General features: G+C 38.8%; 13 protein-coding genes. All 13 read left to right on the top strand.

Annotated elements, in window-relative coordinates:
* Positions 1–183 precede the first annotated feature (183 nt).
* The 13 genes from ABS917_RS07245 (at position 184) to rnz (ending at position 15,143) form a co-directional block, all read left to right on the top strand.
* Positions 184–1,089 carry an ABC transporter ATP-binding protein gene (locus ABS917_RS07245; RefSeq protein WP_350478379.1) on the top strand — a complete coding sequence of 302 codons (906 nt, stop codon included), beginning with the start codon at positions 184–186 and terminating at the stop codon, positions 1,087–1,089.
* Positions 1,076–2,014, top strand: a complete 939-nt coding sequence (locus ABS917_RS07250; protein WP_350478380.1) for an ABC transporter permease subunit — start codon at positions 1,076–1,078, stop codon at positions 2,012–2,014. The genes ABS917_RS07245 and ABS917_RS07250 overlap by 14 nt, the downstream gene beginning before the upstream one ends.
* Positions 2,015–2,268: 254 nt before the next feature.
* A complete protein-coding gene (locus ABS917_RS07255) occupies positions 2,269–3,906 on the top strand; it encodes a diguanylate cyclase (RefSeq protein WP_350478381.1) in 1,638 nt (545 codons plus the stop codon).
* Positions 3,907–3,923: 17 nt separating this feature from the next.
* Positions 3,924–4,304: a response regulator transcription factor gene (locus ABS917_RS07260; RefSeq protein ID WP_350478382.1), complete on the top strand. Its 381-nt coding sequence runs from the start codon at positions 3,924–3,926 to the stop codon at positions 4,302–4,304.
* Positions 4,279–7,095: an ATP-binding protein gene (locus ABS917_RS07265; RefSeq protein ID WP_350478383.1), complete on the top strand. Its 2,817-nt coding sequence runs from the start codon at positions 4,279–4,281 to the stop codon at positions 7,093–7,095. Before ABS917_RS07260 ends, ABS917_RS07265 begins: the two co-directional genes overlap by 26 nt.
* A gap of 28 nt (positions 7,096–7,123) precedes the next feature.
* Positions 7,124–8,356 (top strand): DNA polymerase IV, encoded by a 1,233-nt coding sequence (locus tag ABS917_RS07270; protein ID WP_350478384.1) that lies wholly within the window; start codon positions 7,124–7,126, stop codon positions 8,354–8,356.
* Positions 8,357–8,513: 157 nt separating this feature from the next.
* Positions 8,514–9,998 (top strand): MFS transporter, encoded by a 1,485-nt coding sequence (locus ABS917_RS07275; protein ID WP_350478385.1) that lies wholly within the window; start codon positions 8,514–8,516, stop codon positions 9,996–9,998.
* A 118-nt stretch (positions 9,999–10,116) separates the two neighbouring features.
* Positions 10,117–10,566: a protoporphyrinogen oxidase gene (locus ABS917_RS07280; protein ID WP_350478386.1), complete on the top strand. Its 450-nt coding sequence runs from the start codon at positions 10,117–10,119 to the stop codon at positions 10,564–10,566.
* Entirely contained in the window at positions 10,567–11,505 is a 939-nt protein-coding gene (locus tag ABS917_RS07285; protein ID WP_350478387.1) for a TRM11 family SAM-dependent methyltransferase, read from the top strand.
* Between the two features lie 127 nt (positions 11,506–11,632).
* Entirely contained in the window at positions 11,633–12,067 is a 435-nt protein-coding gene (locus tag ABS917_RS07290; RefSeq protein ID WP_008407898.1) for a MarR family winged helix-turn-helix transcriptional regulator, read from the top strand.
* Positions 12,068–12,143: 76 nt separating this feature from the next.
* On the top strand, positions 12,144–13,127 hold the full coding sequence (locus ABS917_RS07295; protein ID WP_340798326.1) for a ring-cleaving dioxygenase: 984 nt from the start codon (positions 12,144–12,146) through the stop codon (positions 13,125–13,127).
* Positions 13,128–13,160: 33 nt separating this feature from the next.
* Positions 13,161–13,763: an alpha/beta hydrolase gene (locus tag ABS917_RS07300; protein WP_350478388.1), complete on the top strand. Its 603-nt coding sequence runs from the start codon at positions 13,161–13,163 to the stop codon at positions 13,761–13,763.
* Positions 13,764–14,201: 438 nt separating this feature from the next.
* Positions 14,202–15,143 (top strand): ribonuclease Z, encoded by a 942-nt coding sequence (gene rnz / locus ABS917_RS07305; RefSeq protein WP_350478389.1) that lies wholly within the window; start codon positions 14,202–14,204, stop codon positions 15,141–15,143.
* Positions 15,144–15,245: the final 102 nt, after the last annotated feature.

The raw sequence follows: 15,245 nt of genomic DNA on the forward strand, positions 1-15,245 counted from the left end.
TCAGAAGTACCTGATGAGGTTTTTTATCGCTAAATTATAATTTAATGAAACTTTTTCCATACTCATCCAGTATAGTAATTAGAATCTATTACATGTGAAGTCATTCATGCCACTACATATAACATCTTGGTACAAAAATAAATGCTTGTAATAGAAGAAATAGCAGAAAGCAGGTGTGGACAATTGTCACAGCCAATTGTGGAAATTAAAAATTTGAACAAAACGATTAAAGGCAAACACATTATCAAGGACTTGAATCTAGAGTTTTATCCGGGTCAAATAACAGGTTTCTTAGGTCCGAACGGAGCGGGTAAAACAACGACGATCCGTATGATGACGGGGTTAATGTATCCGTCAAAAGGAGAAGTAATCATCGATGGGAAAAAACTGTCGACAAATTATGAAGAGGCGATCAGTAATATCGGTGTAATCGTTGAAAACCCAGAAATGTATAAATATATGTCAGGGTATAAAAACTTGCAGCACTTTGCCCGTATGCATAAAGGAGTAACGAAACAGCGTATTGATGAAGTTGTAGCTCAAGTCGGTCTGCAAAATCGGATAAATGAAAAAGTTAAAACGTATTCGTTAGGGATGCGTCAACGTCTTGGACTGGCACAGGCGATGCTGCACCGTCCAAAGTTTTTAATTTTGGATGAGCCGACAAATGGTCTTGACCCTGCTGGTATCCGTGAATTCCGTATGTATTTGCGCAAAATTGCGGTAGAGGATAATGTCGCAATCGTTGTATCGAGTCACCTTTTATCCGAAATCGAGTTAATGGTAGACCGCATCGCGATTATTCAAAATGGTGAGCTGATTGATATCCGTGAACTGCAACATGTCGCGGCAGCACAATATTACATTGAAGTCGGTCAGCCAGATCAGCTTCAGGCGATGTTTGAAGAGCCGTTAGCAAAAGAGAATGGCGGCTATGTGTTAAATCTGACTAAAGAAGAAGTGCCTGCACTTATTCGTAAATTAGTTGAATCGGGCATTGATCTTTATACAATCCAGCCGATTCAGAAGCGTCTTGAAGATCAATTTATCGAGATGACAGGTGGAGGTGCAATCGATGCAATACGTTAAAAATGAATGGATCAAAATGTGGTCGCAAAAAAATGCTTGGATCATGTGCGGGCTCTTAATTGTACTAATCGTATTCGTTGCAGGGATGAACAAATATTATGATGTGGATTCAAGTACAAAAGAAGCGCGCTTAGCAGCAAATGAAGAAATGATGGCCCATCCAAAAGAAATGCTTGCTTCAGAAGATTTAATGCCGGAAGATGAGCAATATTTCAAGGAAGAAATTGCAATGGCCGAATACCGTATCGCCAATGATTTGCCATCATCAAATGCAATGACATTTACGGAACATATTGATTTATCATTAACATTGACAATTATGGTAACAAGCATCTTTACAGTTGTTATTGCGGCAGGTATTGTATCATCAGAGTTTGGTACAGGTACGATTAAAATGCTTCTTACACGACCTGTTGCAAGATGGAAAATTTTACTTTCGAAACTTGTTGCGTCTATACTTTATGGAATTGTACTATTTGCCGCTGGAATCGTTGTCGCATTAGTTGTCGGTATGGCATTATTCGGTACGGACAGTGCAATTGCATTATCAATCGTAGATGGGCAAGTCGTACAGGAAACCGTAGAGAATACATTTATCGAAACGACACTTTATTCGCTCGGTTCTACAATTATGACAATTATATTTGCGTTTATGATCGGTACGATTTTTGGTTCAAGTACGTTAGCGGTAAGTTTATCGCTGTTCATCTTGTTGATGGGTTCAACGGCAACAATGTTTATCGCCCAGTATGATTTTGCGAAATATATTTGGTTTGCGAATGATTTATCGTATTATGCACCAGGAAGTATTCCGATGATTGAAGGATTAACGTTTACGTTCTCGCTAGTTGTCAATATCGTATATGCGATTGTGTTCTTGGTGATTACGTTCGGTTACTTTATGAAGCGTGACGTAACGGCTTAGTTCAGAAAATTTTTTGGGAATAGCGAAAAAAATAATTTAAAAATCCCTGTTCTTTTATCGGTAATGATAAATGGAATGGGGAATTTTTGATTTAATCATTCAAGGTCAATGAAGCATTTGCTGAAACCTAATCCATGTGTCATTATCTAGAATCTAAACGTACGAAAAATAAAAAATATTCATTTAAGGATATAGCAATTTCCAGTTCCGGCTTTATACTAAAGATTAAGTCATTTGATTTAGGGGATGAATAGGTGTTAAACGATAAATATAAAATTATGATGTGTGACCGAATTACTGAAACAATTCAAAGTTGGGAACAGCAAAATACTGTTGAAGAACAGGAAATATATACATTTCTTCATAATTTAAAAGGGACTGCTGGCTCAATTGGGATGGAAGGGCTATCTGAAATTGCAGCAACCAAGCTTGAACTATTAGAAGAAAAAAGCAGCAAACGTTGGGAAAAAGAAAATTGGAAAGCATTTTTATTTCAAATTGAAGAAACAGTAAGCTTTTTTGAAAAAAATGTGAAGCGCAGTTCCACCGAGGAACATGATCTTCCTTATATAAAAAGGTCGAAAAAAAATAACTTTATACTTGTAATTGACGATGATATTGTGTTTGCTTCGTATATTAAGAATATTTTAGAATCAAAAGGTTTTATGGTCATTGTTGCCCATAATGGGAAACGGGGTTTAGAACTAATTTATGAGTTGAATCCGGCCCTCGTGTTTTTAGATATCAAATTACCGGATATCAACGGTTTTTCCATATTGGAGAATATTAATAAAATTAAGTCTAACCATATGTTTGTTACAATCATGAGTGTCGATGACAGTAAAGGGAACCGTACAAAGGCATATGATCTAGGTGCGCTTGATTTTATAAAGAAACCTCTGGATGCCGATATTTTAATTTCATATGTAAGAAACCGTCTAGTTTTTAAGCAGGCGCTTGAACTTTCTATTATGACAGATGAATTGACACAACTTTATAACCGGAAATATATGAATACCCAACTGGAATTTTTAATTGAGCATTTTGAAAAAAGAGGCGAAGAGTTTTCCATAGCGATTGCTGACATCGATTTCTTTAAGAATATAAATGATACATATGGCCACATTGTTGGTGATGAAGTATTAAAAGGCTTTTCGAATCTGATCATGTCGGCAAAACGGCAGGAAGATATTCTTTTCCGGTTTGGTGGAGAAGAATTTGTTCTAGTTATGCCAAATACGTCAAAAAATACAGCTTTCAGTATTATGGAACGTTTGCGTACGATTGTTGGAAAACAGCCGTTTAAAGGGAATGAACAATCGTTTAATATTACGTTTTCTTCAGGAATTGCGGAAATTAATCATCAAAATAAACACCCAAAAGCATTGATCGAACAGGCGGATCAGGCATTGTACAAAGCGAAGTCATCCGGAAGAAATCAAACGGTTCTATTTACTAAAGAAGAACAAATCAGCAAGAAGCAGAAATTGAAGCTTATTGTCATCGATGATGTAGCTATTATACGTAACTTAGTGACGAACTATTTTCATAAACTACAAGTACCGGAAGAGTTTACGATGGAAATTGCTGCCTATGAAAATGGTGTAAAATTTTTGGAGTCGAATTGGTATGAACAAAATACAAAATATATTATTTTACTAGATGGCATGATGCCGCAAATGGATGGGATGAATGTACTGAAAAAAATCCGCGAAGAGTATTCTTCAAATGACGTCATTGTTTCGATGCTGACAGGCCGCAATGACGAGGAATATGTATTGGAAGCTCTTGCAAACGGAGCGGATGATTTCATCGTAAAACCATTTAATATCGCGGATGTAACAAACCGTATGCTTCAATTAGCCAATCAATTGTTTTTAAAAGCCCGGTAAAAGAAAGGAATTCAACGATGAATAGAATTTTAGTAGTAGATGATGAAGAGATTTTAAGAATGCTTATTTGTGATACATTGGAAAGTTTTGATTTTACAATCGATGAAGCTGAAAATGGATTAGAGGCTTTGGAAAGAATGAAGGAAAATAACTATGATCTTATTATCCTTGATTATATGATGCCTCATTTTACAGGGCTGGAAGTAATTGAAAAGCTTTCGGATGAGTATAAGGCGAATACAACAATCGTTATGCTGACAGCAAAATCACAGGAAGCCGACCGCCAGCTGGCATTGGATAAAGGTGCACAATATTTCATTTCCAAGCCATTTAGCCCGATAAAGCTGATTTCATTTGTAGAGGAGCTCATCAATGCCGAGACTGATTCCGACATTTAAGAAAAACATACGTAATCAATTTGTCCGTATGCTTTGGTCCATGATAATATTATTTTCCATTATTGTTGGGGCATTTTTCATTTATACGAACATTACAAATGAGCGGCTAATCAGCGAGCGGGAGGCGATTAGCGAGAAAGAGCAGCTCGTTCGGAAAATGAATGAAAGCTTTAATGATATATTTTTCCGTGCAAGAGGCTATTATGCATTCAAAGACGAAAATGAACTGAACATTTTATATGATCAAATGTCGGAATTTGAAATTGAGCTGCAAAAATTTGGGGAATTGCCTCTATCCAGCGAGGAAAACCTTCTCTATGAAGAGTTGAATCAATTTATAGTGACTTATCGAAATGAAATATTGCCTAAAGCCGTTTCCTATGTGAAAGCTGATAATTATGAAGCGCTGCGTGAATTATCAAATAGCGGTGCGAATGAATCAGTAAACAGTTTTATAGCGTATACAAAAAGTTATACAACGGAAACGGATATTGTTGTAAACGATCATTTTAATCGAACGCTTGAACAAATAAAATTTTTAACCGCACTTTGTATTTTTCTATTTATCACGGTATTTATAATTATTGGATATATTTTGAAAAGGGTTATCCGAAATCTGATTTCTCCAATTGAGAAATTGACGACCGCAACAGATGCTTTTGCAACTGGGGACTATGTTGACATTACGCCATTAAAAAATAAAGAAGATGAGCTTGGGGTATTGGCGACTTCCTTTTATAATATGACCCGATCGATTCAAGAGAAAGAAGAAGTACTGACAACGCAAAATGAAGAATTGATGGCACAGCAGGATGAACTTCAAGGCAATCAAGAACAATTACAGCAATCATTAAGCCATTTACAGCAATATAACGAACTGAATCATGTACTGACTTTTACATTGGATAAAGAGAAGCTGTTACAGGACTTACACAACTATTTACGCAGTATTTATGGGTTCGATTCGAGTTTAATGTATTTGATCGACAGCGGTGAATTCATATCAAAAGGATTGGCGCAAGAAACGACAGAACACTTAATCAAAAACCTGGAAATTGACAAGGTTGCAAGACTCAAGGAAGAAAAGACATTTGTCATTTGTCGTGAGGTGAAGTCGGCAAGCAATATAGCCAATGCAACTTATAACGACTATGATATATATACTTGTATCCTGAATTCCCAAAATAAACTTGTCGCTATTTTAATGGCTACAAGAGAAGGGCGGAGTTTCTCGAGCAAGGAGTTAACCGACATCAATGGACATATGAACCAAGCTTCCATTGCGTTCGAAAGAATATTCATGTATGAAGAAGTGGAACGCTCGAGAAAGATGAATCAGACAATCATTGATACAACCAATGAAGGAATTCAATTTGTTTCGAAATATGGGGATGTACTGCTTCTTAATAAAGCTTTATTTAATATTATTCGTTATCCGTATACAGAAATTGACGATAAAGTGCCACAACAAGTATGGCTGAAGCATTTTCAGAAAATCGCTGAAGAGTCGGATGAGCTCGTTTACTTCCTGAAAATTGCGATTATCGAAGAGTTTACAAATACGAGAACGATGCGTTACTCCATTCAACAAGATGGTACCAGTCCGGTTTTTGTGGAGGTTTATGCAACAAGTGTATTTGAAGGTGACGAAAAAGTAGGGACGATGTTTGTTCATCGCGATATTACGAGCGAATATGAAGTGGATATGATGAAGTCTGAGCTTGTAAGTACAGTAAGCCATGAATTACGTACTCCGCTTTCAAGTGTGCTTGGATTTACAGAACTGCTTTTGGCAAAAGAAATTAAGCCGGACCGTCAGAAGAAATATATAGAAACAATCCATAAAGAAGCAAAACGACTTACAAACTTAATTAACGATTTCTTAGATATACAACGAATCGAATCAGGACAACAAGTGTATTCAATGAACAAAGTTTCATTAACTACCTTAATTGATGAAGTATTGAAAAACTTCCAGATGGATTCAATGCATACTATACGAATTGAAGATGAAACGACAGATGCATTTGTGAATGCAGATGAAGAGCGTATTGTCCAGCTATTGTTCAATTTAATCGGCAATGCGATAAAATTTTCCCCTAATGGCGGCGAAATAACAATTGGAGTGAAAAATATTGATGAGACTGTGCAAGTTTCCATTCAAGATTGCGGAATTGGTATTCCGAAAAGTGCGATTCCATCATTATTTCAAAAATTTAAGCGAGTGGACAACAGTTCTCGACGCAAAATCGGCGGCACTGGATTAGGACTTGCGTTAAGTAAAGAAATTATATCCAAGCATAAAGGGGATATATGGCTTGAATCGGAGGAAGGGACAGGAACGACTGTTTTCTTCACATTGCCATTGTATGACCAAGAAATAGCAGAAAACCGAAATGAGCTGTCTGAAGAAAAAACGATATCAAATCGTACGGTAATGATTGTTGAAGATGATTTGAGTTTAGCGTTATTACTTTCGGAAGAGCTGAAAAACAAAGGTTTCACCATCATTTATCATGATGATCTAAAACGAGCCTATGATGATGCCATTCAAATTCCATTAGTAGGTATTGTCATTGATTTAATAATGGGAGAAGATATGGATGGATGGGATTTAGTCGAAGCTTTAAGAAATCATAAAAATACAAAGGAAATTCCAATTATTATTTCCTCTGCATTGGACAAATCAAGCATTAACGTTGATAAATACAATGTTGAAGAGTATTTTACAAAGCCCTATCCACCAGAAGAACTTTCAACACTTTTATTAAAATTCGTGAATGATAAATAAAGAATATACATGGAAAGGAGGTGGGGGAATGACGGCGAGAATTATTTTCCATTTGGATATGAACAGTTTTTATGCATCTGTCGAACAGGCACATGATCCGAGTCTAAAAGGGAAACCGATAGCTGTAGCGGGGAATGCAAAGGAGCGGCGCGGCATTATTGTAACAAGTTCATATGAGGCCCGTGCGAAAGGAATTTATACTACGATGAATGTCGCAGAAGCAAAGCGCAAATGTCCGGAACTCCTCCTACTGCCTCCTGATTTCCCGAAATACCGCGCAGCAAGTTCGGCGATTTTTTCCATACTCCGAAGCTATACGGATTTAGTGGAACCTGTATCTATTGATGAAGGCTATTTGGATGTAACGGAGCGCTCCAAATCACAGCATCCGCTCCAACTAGCAGAGGAAATTCAGCAGCGTATTTTACATGAACTCGATTTGCCTTGCTCGATTGGTATTGCCCCTAACAAGTTTCTTGCAAAAACCGCTTCTAACATGAAAAAGCCGCTCGGAATTACGATTCTTAGAATTCGCGAGCTGCCGGAGCTATTATGGCCGCAGGAAGTCGTGACAATGCACGGGGTAGGGGAGAAAACAGCAAAGAAGTTAAATACGATTAATATTTTTACAATCGGTGATTTGGCGCAAGCGGATGAACGGCTGTTAATACGGAGTTTAGGGAAAAACGGGGCTAGACTCATCAAACGTGCAAACGGCATTGATTCGCGGGCGGTTGATCCGAACGCTATATTTGATACGAAAAGCGTCGGGAATTCGACGACACTCCCAAGGGATGAAACCGAATATTATATTTTGAAAGAAACTTTTGAAAAGCTGAGCAGAAGTGTATCCGAGCGTCTGAAAGTAAAATATTTGGCTGGGACAACGGTGACGATTCAAATACGCAATTTCGACTGGCAAAATGCTTCGCGCAGTAAAACATTGCGGAACGCTGTTAATCAGGCAGATGAAATATTTGAAATTGCGTGGAAGCTGTTTACCGAAAATTGGGATGAAACACCTGTCAGACTGATCGGAATTACTGTTTCCAATGTTGTCGATCAATCCGAATTGACCCAGCAGCTCAGTCTTTTTAATTTTGAACAGCATATTAAAGATGAACCGATTTTGGAACTTGTCGATACAATTGAGAAAAAGTTCGGAAAAGGAACCATTAAACGCGGTGTTCGGGTAAAATCAAAAAGCTACGCCTCGAAAACAAGTTTCAGTAAGGACTTTCTGGAGGATCATACGAATTAATCGCAAGTTGTATTATAGAGGAACCTCTAATACAGCTTGCGATTTTTAATTTTCTCCAAACTCGTACATTGTATTGTGAGAATAATTTTCATTTAGTTAGGTGACTACGAAAGACCCATGCTATAATAGGATTGATATTATGCTTCAGGAGGACACTATGCGTATACATCCTATCCGATTTTTACGAAAAATGGGCTTACTCGACGGGATTTCGCTCATTACATTATTACTTATTTCCATGCCGCTTAAGTATTTCGCGGATTTACCGCAATTCGTGACGGTAAATGGCAGCATACATGGCGGTATTTTTATAGCTTATTTTCTCGCAATTGTCATCGTGCAACTGCGTATTCAATGGCATATCGGCTGGTCATTGTTAAGCGTGTTGGTCGCATTTATTCCATTTGGTAATTTTCTATTCGACTATCAATTGAAAAAATTGCAGCCATCATTACATACAAAGCCATTTCCGAAACATTGGCTCGTTTATGCCATCATTTTCTTCTCCTTTTTCGATTTGTTCGTCCAATTGCCGATTATGAGTACATATGCATTGTCAGTCGGCGCAACAACATTTATCGCGGGGATCGTCGTTGGACTTTATTCATTTATGAATACATTCGGAAATATCTTTTCCGGAATTTTCACCGATAAAATTGGGGCATTTCGCATATTAGTATTCGGCTTGTTTACGTCTGCAATTTCGCTCTTATGCTACCAGCTTGTCGATAATGCGACGGCCCTTTTAATCGTCCGCTGTATTCACGGGTTCAGCAGCGGGTTTATTACTCCGGCGGCCTTTACATTGCTTGCAAATATGCGTGCATCCAACGAACAGGGAAGCGGAAGCGCGGTTACAGGTTCGTTTGTCGGCATTGCGGCAATTGTCGGTCCGGCTTCAAGCGGTATTCTAGCAAGTAAAATTTCAGTGCCGAATGTGCTAGCAATCGTTGCACTATATGGCATTGTCTTATTGGTCGGCTTGTTCCTGTTTTTACGCAAATCACCATTACCAAAACGGAGAAAACAGCAGGCAACCGAAAAGTTCAATTGGAACAGCGGTATTTTAAAAGCATATGGCGGCGCATTTTTCCTTATGTTTTCACAAGGTGTTCTCGCGTATTTATTACCGATTTACGTTCAAGGTTTAGGGTATGGCTCCCGAGTATCCGGTACATTACTAAGTGTATTCGGAATTGTCGCTGTCCTGATCTTTATATTACCGACGAACAAAATTTTCGATTACTTAAATCCGCAAGTTACCTTGTTTGTCGGTGTGCTATTACTAGGACTAGCTCAAATCGGCATCGGTCTGAAAACAGAATTGTCATGGCTGTATGCAATACTGGCACTTTACGGTATCGGCTTTGCGTTTTTATTCCCTTCTATTAATGCCATATTAATTGAAGCAACGACTGAACAAACTCGCGGGAAAGCATACGGTTATTTTTACGCGTTTTTCTCTATAGGAGTGGTCGCAGGGTCTTCACTATTAGGTGCACTTGATTTGGTAGGAACATCAGGTTTTGTATTTACAGGAACATTATTGTTTAGTTTCTGTATCGTTGTTCTTTATTCATTTATGAAATCGGGTGCGGCATTCGTGAAAGTTCAGCATAAAGAAAAAATGCATCATTCATAAATACATTGTTTTCCGTTTTGAAAGATATTTCTTTCTAATGCGCTTTAAACAATAGTCATGTATACTGGACTAGGTGATTTTTTAATGGGCGAATATGGAATCGAAAGGAATTATAAACATGGTACAATTACATTTAGAAGTTTTAGAACGATGCAGTAAAGAAACAGAAGATACTATTACAGCAGAAAGCAACGCATTTGCATCAACACCAATTCACTATTTAAAGGACAATCAAGGGGAATTTATTTACGTGGAATGTGCACAATTCAACGATATTCGAATTGATGCGGTAGCACTTGAATTTGATGATGCATTTAATCTGTATACGGCATTATTCGGCTTGAAACTGCAAAAGAAACATAGTGAAGTAATTCGTCAATATTTGAAAGACAATGTGAAATCTGCATTAGGAAGCAGCAGTGCAGCGTTCTCTGGTCAAGAAGGACTTTGGGAACTGAACATTGCGGTTGACTGCATTGAGGGCTTCCATGAGAAGATGACTCTTACAGAAGTTTGTGAAATGCTTTATCAATTTGTTGCGCAATTAATAACGACAGTCGAGAAATAAATGACGCAAAAATATTTATATAGTTTTACTTGGCAAAGAGATGAATATGATCTTTCACGTTTGGAAATGCGCACATTTTTTAACTTTCACGTGGAAGGAAATGTTCTAATTAGTCAAGAAAGAATAGAGCCGAGTCGTAGTCCGTATATGCGTTCACGTTTGGCCGTTTTCTATGAAGCGAGTTCAATAGAACAGCTGATAGAAATGGCGGCACAGCTGGAGCTTGGACAAAAGACGTTTAAAATTCATTGTTTAAACAATAGTGCTGATGGAATTCAGCCAAAACTGAACCGCTCGATGCGAAACGACTATATGATTCGTGTCAGCTCGGCAATCAATGCCGAACCGGATCTGGAAAAGCCGGACGTAGTATTGGGACTTGTCTGCCATGAGGAGCGCTTTTATTTAGGCAAGCTTACATACGGTGAAGCGGTTTGGCTGAAGCATATGCAGAAGCCTGAAATGTATTCAACAGCACTGAGTACACGGGATGCCCGTGCGATCGTCAATATCGCGGTACCGTTTCCGGACGGACTAAAGGTGATTGATCCTTGCTGCGGCATCGGTACGGTGCTTGTGGAAGCGATGAGTATGGGCATTGCGATTGAAGGACGCGACATCAATAAACGTGTTGTTTGGGGGTCCCATATTAATCTCCGCTATTTCGGATATGAACCGAATGTGGAAATCGGTCCAATTGAAGAGGCGAATGTAGGATATGACGTCGCAATTATTGATATGCCGTACAATTTATTTACGCATATTACGGGTGAGCTGCAGCAAAGCATCATTACAAATGCCCGTCGGATCGCAAAACGGGTCATCATTGTGACAATCGAATCGATGGACGATAAAATCCACGAAGCCGGTTTAACAATTGTCGATAGAGCCGTATTGAAAAAAGGGAAATTCGAACGCCAAGTTTTAATATGTGAATAGAAGTAACGTTTCAATTCAGTGAATACCTGGATTGGAACGTTTTTTATTTGACACTGTATTTTATACATGGTATATTTATCTCGAATTAAAGATAAATGAATTCGTAATAACAGGGAGGAGGTACTTTATGAGTAAATATGACAAGCAATTAAAAGCATTTACTGTTTTACATCGGGCTCAAACTTCTATCCAAGAAGCGACGAAAAAAGATATCCAACAGCATGATCTGAATTTAACGGAATTTGCCGTAATGGAATTGCTTTATCATAAAGGAGATCAGCCTATCCAAATCATCGGTAAAAAAGTATTGATCGCTAGCAGCAGCATTACGTATGTCGTCGATAAACTGGAGAAGAAAAATCTCGTTGCACGTGTTGCCTGTCCGACAGACCGCCGTGTTACATTTGTATCGTTAACGGATGAAGGAAAACAGATGATTGAATCGATTTTCCCTTCACATGAAGAGAAGATTGCATCGATTTTTGATGTGTTATCGGATGAAGAGCTGCAAAACTTAACAGACTATTTAAAGCGTGTAGGACACCATGCGAACAAATTATAAAGTGAGTACAAGCAACGGGTTCGGTGCATTTTTCTTAAACTAATATCTCGATATCGAGAAAATGGAGGCTATACAGATGAACCATATTAAAGGAATCCACCACGTAACAGCGATTACAAGCAGTGCAGAAAAAAACTATGAATTTTTCACATATGTATTAGGAATGCGACTAGTGAAAAAAACAGTCAACCAGGATGATATTCAAACATACCACCTGTTTTTCGCGGACGATAAAGGGTCTGCAGGAACAGATATGACATTCTTTGATTTTCCGGGCATCCCGAAAGGACGTCACGGGACGGATGAAATTTACAAAACAGCTTTCCGTGTGCCAAATGATGCGGCACTGGATTATTGGGTAAAACGTTTTGACCGTCTGAAAGTACAGCATGAAGGCATCACACCATTATTCGGCAAGCAAACATTATCATTCATCGATTTCGATGACCAGCAATACATGCTCATCTCAGATGAAAACAATGAAGGCATTGCATCAGGTACACCTTGGCAAAAAGGTCCGATTCCATTAGAGTTTGCGATTACAGGCTTAGGTCCGATTCATGTACGCGTTTCGAACTTTGATTATTTCAAAGAAGTTCTTGAGAAGGTATTAGTAATGCGTGAAACAGGTAAAGAAGATTCACTGCACTTATTTGAAGTAGGTGAAGGCGGTAACGGAGCCTCTGTCATTGTCGAGCACAATACAGTATTACAGCCTGGCCGTCAAGGTTTCGGTACAGTTCATCATGCCGCGTTCCGAGTAGAAGATACAGCCGTATTACGTGAATGGATCGGCCGTCTTGAAAGCTTCGGGTTCGGTACTTCAGGCTATGTGGACCGCTTCTTCTTTGAATCGCTTTATGCACGTGTAGCACCAGGCATTTTATTTGAATGGGCAACAGATGGACCAGGATTCATGGGCGATGAGCCATATGAAACTGTAGGGGAAATTCTTTCATTGCCGCCATTCCTGGAGAGCAAACGCGACTATATTGAAAGTGTTGTGCGTCCGATTGATACAGTACGCTCAACAAAAACAATCGAGAAGGAATACGAGTAATTCGTCTATCAAAATGAGAATGGAGAATGTCCGATGAACTATATTTTCAACAAAGGGAAAGAAGACAAGCCGGTATTTTTACTGCTGCACGGCACAGGCGGGGACGAGAACAGCCTGCTTGCACTGTCAGAAATCATTGATCCAGAAGCATCGGTTTTAAGTGTACGCGGCAATATTCTGGAACACGGGATGCCACGATTTTTCCGTCGTTTAGCTGAAGGCGTGTTTGATATGGAAGATTTGGCTTTCCGTACGAAGGAACTGTATGAATTTATCGGTGAGAAAGCAAATGAGTACGGTTTTGACCGTCAAAACATTATTGCGATCGGTTATTCAAATGGTGCCAATATCGCGGCGAACCTGTTATTTGAATACGAAAATGCATTAAAAGGTGCGATTCTGCATCACCCAATGGTTCCGAATCATGAGGCAACTGTTGCGAAACAAGACGGCACGCATGTATTTATCGCAGCGGGAGTAAATGATCCGATCTGCCCGCAGCAAGAAGCAATCGATCTGGAGCGTTATTTAACGGAAGCAGGTGCGAATGTAACATTGGAATGGGAATCAAACGGCCACCAGCTTACAATGAATGAAGTACAAAAAGCGAAGGCTTGGTATGAGCGCACATTTTAATTAAAGATTGTTCATGCATAAAAAGACCCTTTCCGGTTTCAGGAAAGGGTCTCTTGTATTTAAGTGTTTTTCTTTTTACATTTTTTATTATCCGCAAAGACGGCAATTAAGGTTCCGGATAACACCGTCATCCATAAAACGAGACTCATTGTTTCAACTCCAATCGTTTATTTCATTACTATATGTTTAATAATGGGGAAGGATTAGTGATTAGTCAGTCTAGCCAAGGTGGAGGTTTTTAATAAGAATTAAGGAAAGCCGAACTTAATTTTTTCTGTTATTCAAGTGTTAAAGGGGGAAGTTTTATCATTCTACATAGTCATTTCTTTTGCCGCCCATTTTTTCTTTGCATAAATTTATTTGCGACCTATAATAAATACAACGATAGTAAAAAGCTTCTACATGAGGCAAACTAAACTCGTGTTAGGAGGAAATGACATGCAAATCCAATTTTTAGGTACCGGTGCAGGAATGCCGTCAAAAGAACGCAATACGAGTTCGATCGCATTCAAACTGTTGGAAGAACGGGGCTCTATTTGGCTGTTTGACTGCGGAGAAGCGACACAGCACCAAATTTTGCATACAACGATTAAACCGCGCAAAATCGATAAAATCTTTATTACTCATTTACACGGCGACCATATTTTCGGGCTACCCGGTTTTTTGAGTTCCCGCTCCTTTTTGGGCGGGGAGGACGTACTCACTATTTACGGGCCAGCCGGATTACAACAATGGATTGAACAAACCCTGCAATTATCGAAAACCCATTTAACATATCCGATTGAATTTGTCGAAGTAAAAGATGGAATCGTATTTGAAGATGAAAAGTTTACGGTACGTGCACTGCCGCTTCAGCATGTTGTCCCATGTTTCGGCTACCGGATTGAACAAAAGCCGATGCAGGGAGAACTGCTGATCGACAAAGCCTTGGCATTAGGTGTGCCGAAAGGTCCGTTATTAGGCCAATTAAAAGCAGGTCATTCAGTACAATTGGAAGATGGAACTATTATAGAAAGCAGTGTTGTGACCTCACCACCACAGCAAGGGTTCACTGTTGCAATTTTAGGGGATACAAAGTATTGCGAAAACAGTATACGTTTAGCACAAAACGCAGATATTGTCGTACACGAAGCAACTTTTGACCATTCCACAATTGAACTGGCGGGCAAGTATGGACATGCGACGAATACAGAAGCAGCGAAAATCGCCAAAGAGGCACAAGCGAAACATTTGCTGTTGAATCATATAAGCGCCCGTTTTTTAAAGCATGATCTGATTCCATTTTTGGAAGAAGCAAAAGCAATTTTCGAAAACAGCTATTTAGCAAATGATTTCAGCCAATACGAGTGGCGGAAATACGAATTACTGGTAATTGAATAGAGCAATTTAATCGAGGTGTATAGTAAACGGGGTGAATGTTTACTATATGCTTCTTTACTTTTTAAGAAAATTTTGTTCAACTACAGAAATATTCCGCTATAA

Origin of the sequence: Solibacillus sp. (genome assembly GCF_040273735.1) — a bacterium.
Classification (GTDB): domain Bacteria; phylum Bacillota; class Bacilli; order Bacillales_A; family Planococcaceae; genus Solibacillus.

Bases quoted from the DNA above. Each gene is read 5' to 3' on its own strand.
- ABS917_RS07250 (WP_350478380.1), top strand. From the start codon at position 1,076: ATGCAATACGTTAAAAATGAATGGATCAAAATGTGGTCGCAAAAAAAT.
- ABS917_RS07260 (WP_350478382.1), top strand. From the start codon at position 3,924: ATGAATAGAATTTTAGTAGTAGATGATGAAGAGATTTTAAGAATGCTT.
- ABS917_RS07265 (WP_350478383.1), top strand. From the start codon at position 4,279: ATGCCGAGACTGATTCCGACATTTAAGAAAAACATACGTAATCAATTT.
- ABS917_RS07270 (WP_350478384.1), top strand. From the start codon at position 7,124: ATGACGGCGAGAATTATTTTCCATTTGGATATGAACAGTTTTTATGCA.
- ABS917_RS07275 (WP_350478385.1), top strand. From the start codon at position 8,514: ATGCGTATACATCCTATCCGATTTTTACGAAAAATGGGCTTACTCGAC.
- ABS917_RS07280 (WP_350478386.1), top strand. From the start codon at position 10,117: ATGGTACAATTACATTTAGAAGTTTTAGAACGATGCAGTAAAGAAACA.
- ABS917_RS07285 (WP_350478387.1), top strand. From the start codon at position 10,567: ATGACGCAAAAATATTTATATAGTTTTACTTGGCAAAGAGATGAATAT.
- ABS917_RS07290 (WP_008407898.1), top strand. From the start codon at position 11,633: ATGAGTAAATATGACAAGCAATTAAAAGCATTTACTGTTTTACATCGG.
- ABS917_RS07295 (WP_340798326.1), top strand. From the start codon at position 12,144: ATGAACCATATTAAAGGAATCCACCACGTAACAGCGATTACAAGCAGT.
- ABS917_RS07300 (WP_350478388.1), top strand. From the start codon at position 13,161: ATGAACTATATTTTCAACAAAGGGAAAGAAGACAAGCCGGTATTTTTA.
- rnz (WP_350478389.1), top strand. From the start codon at position 14,202: ATGCAAATCCAATTTTTAGGTACCGGTGCAGGAATGCCGTCAAAAGAA.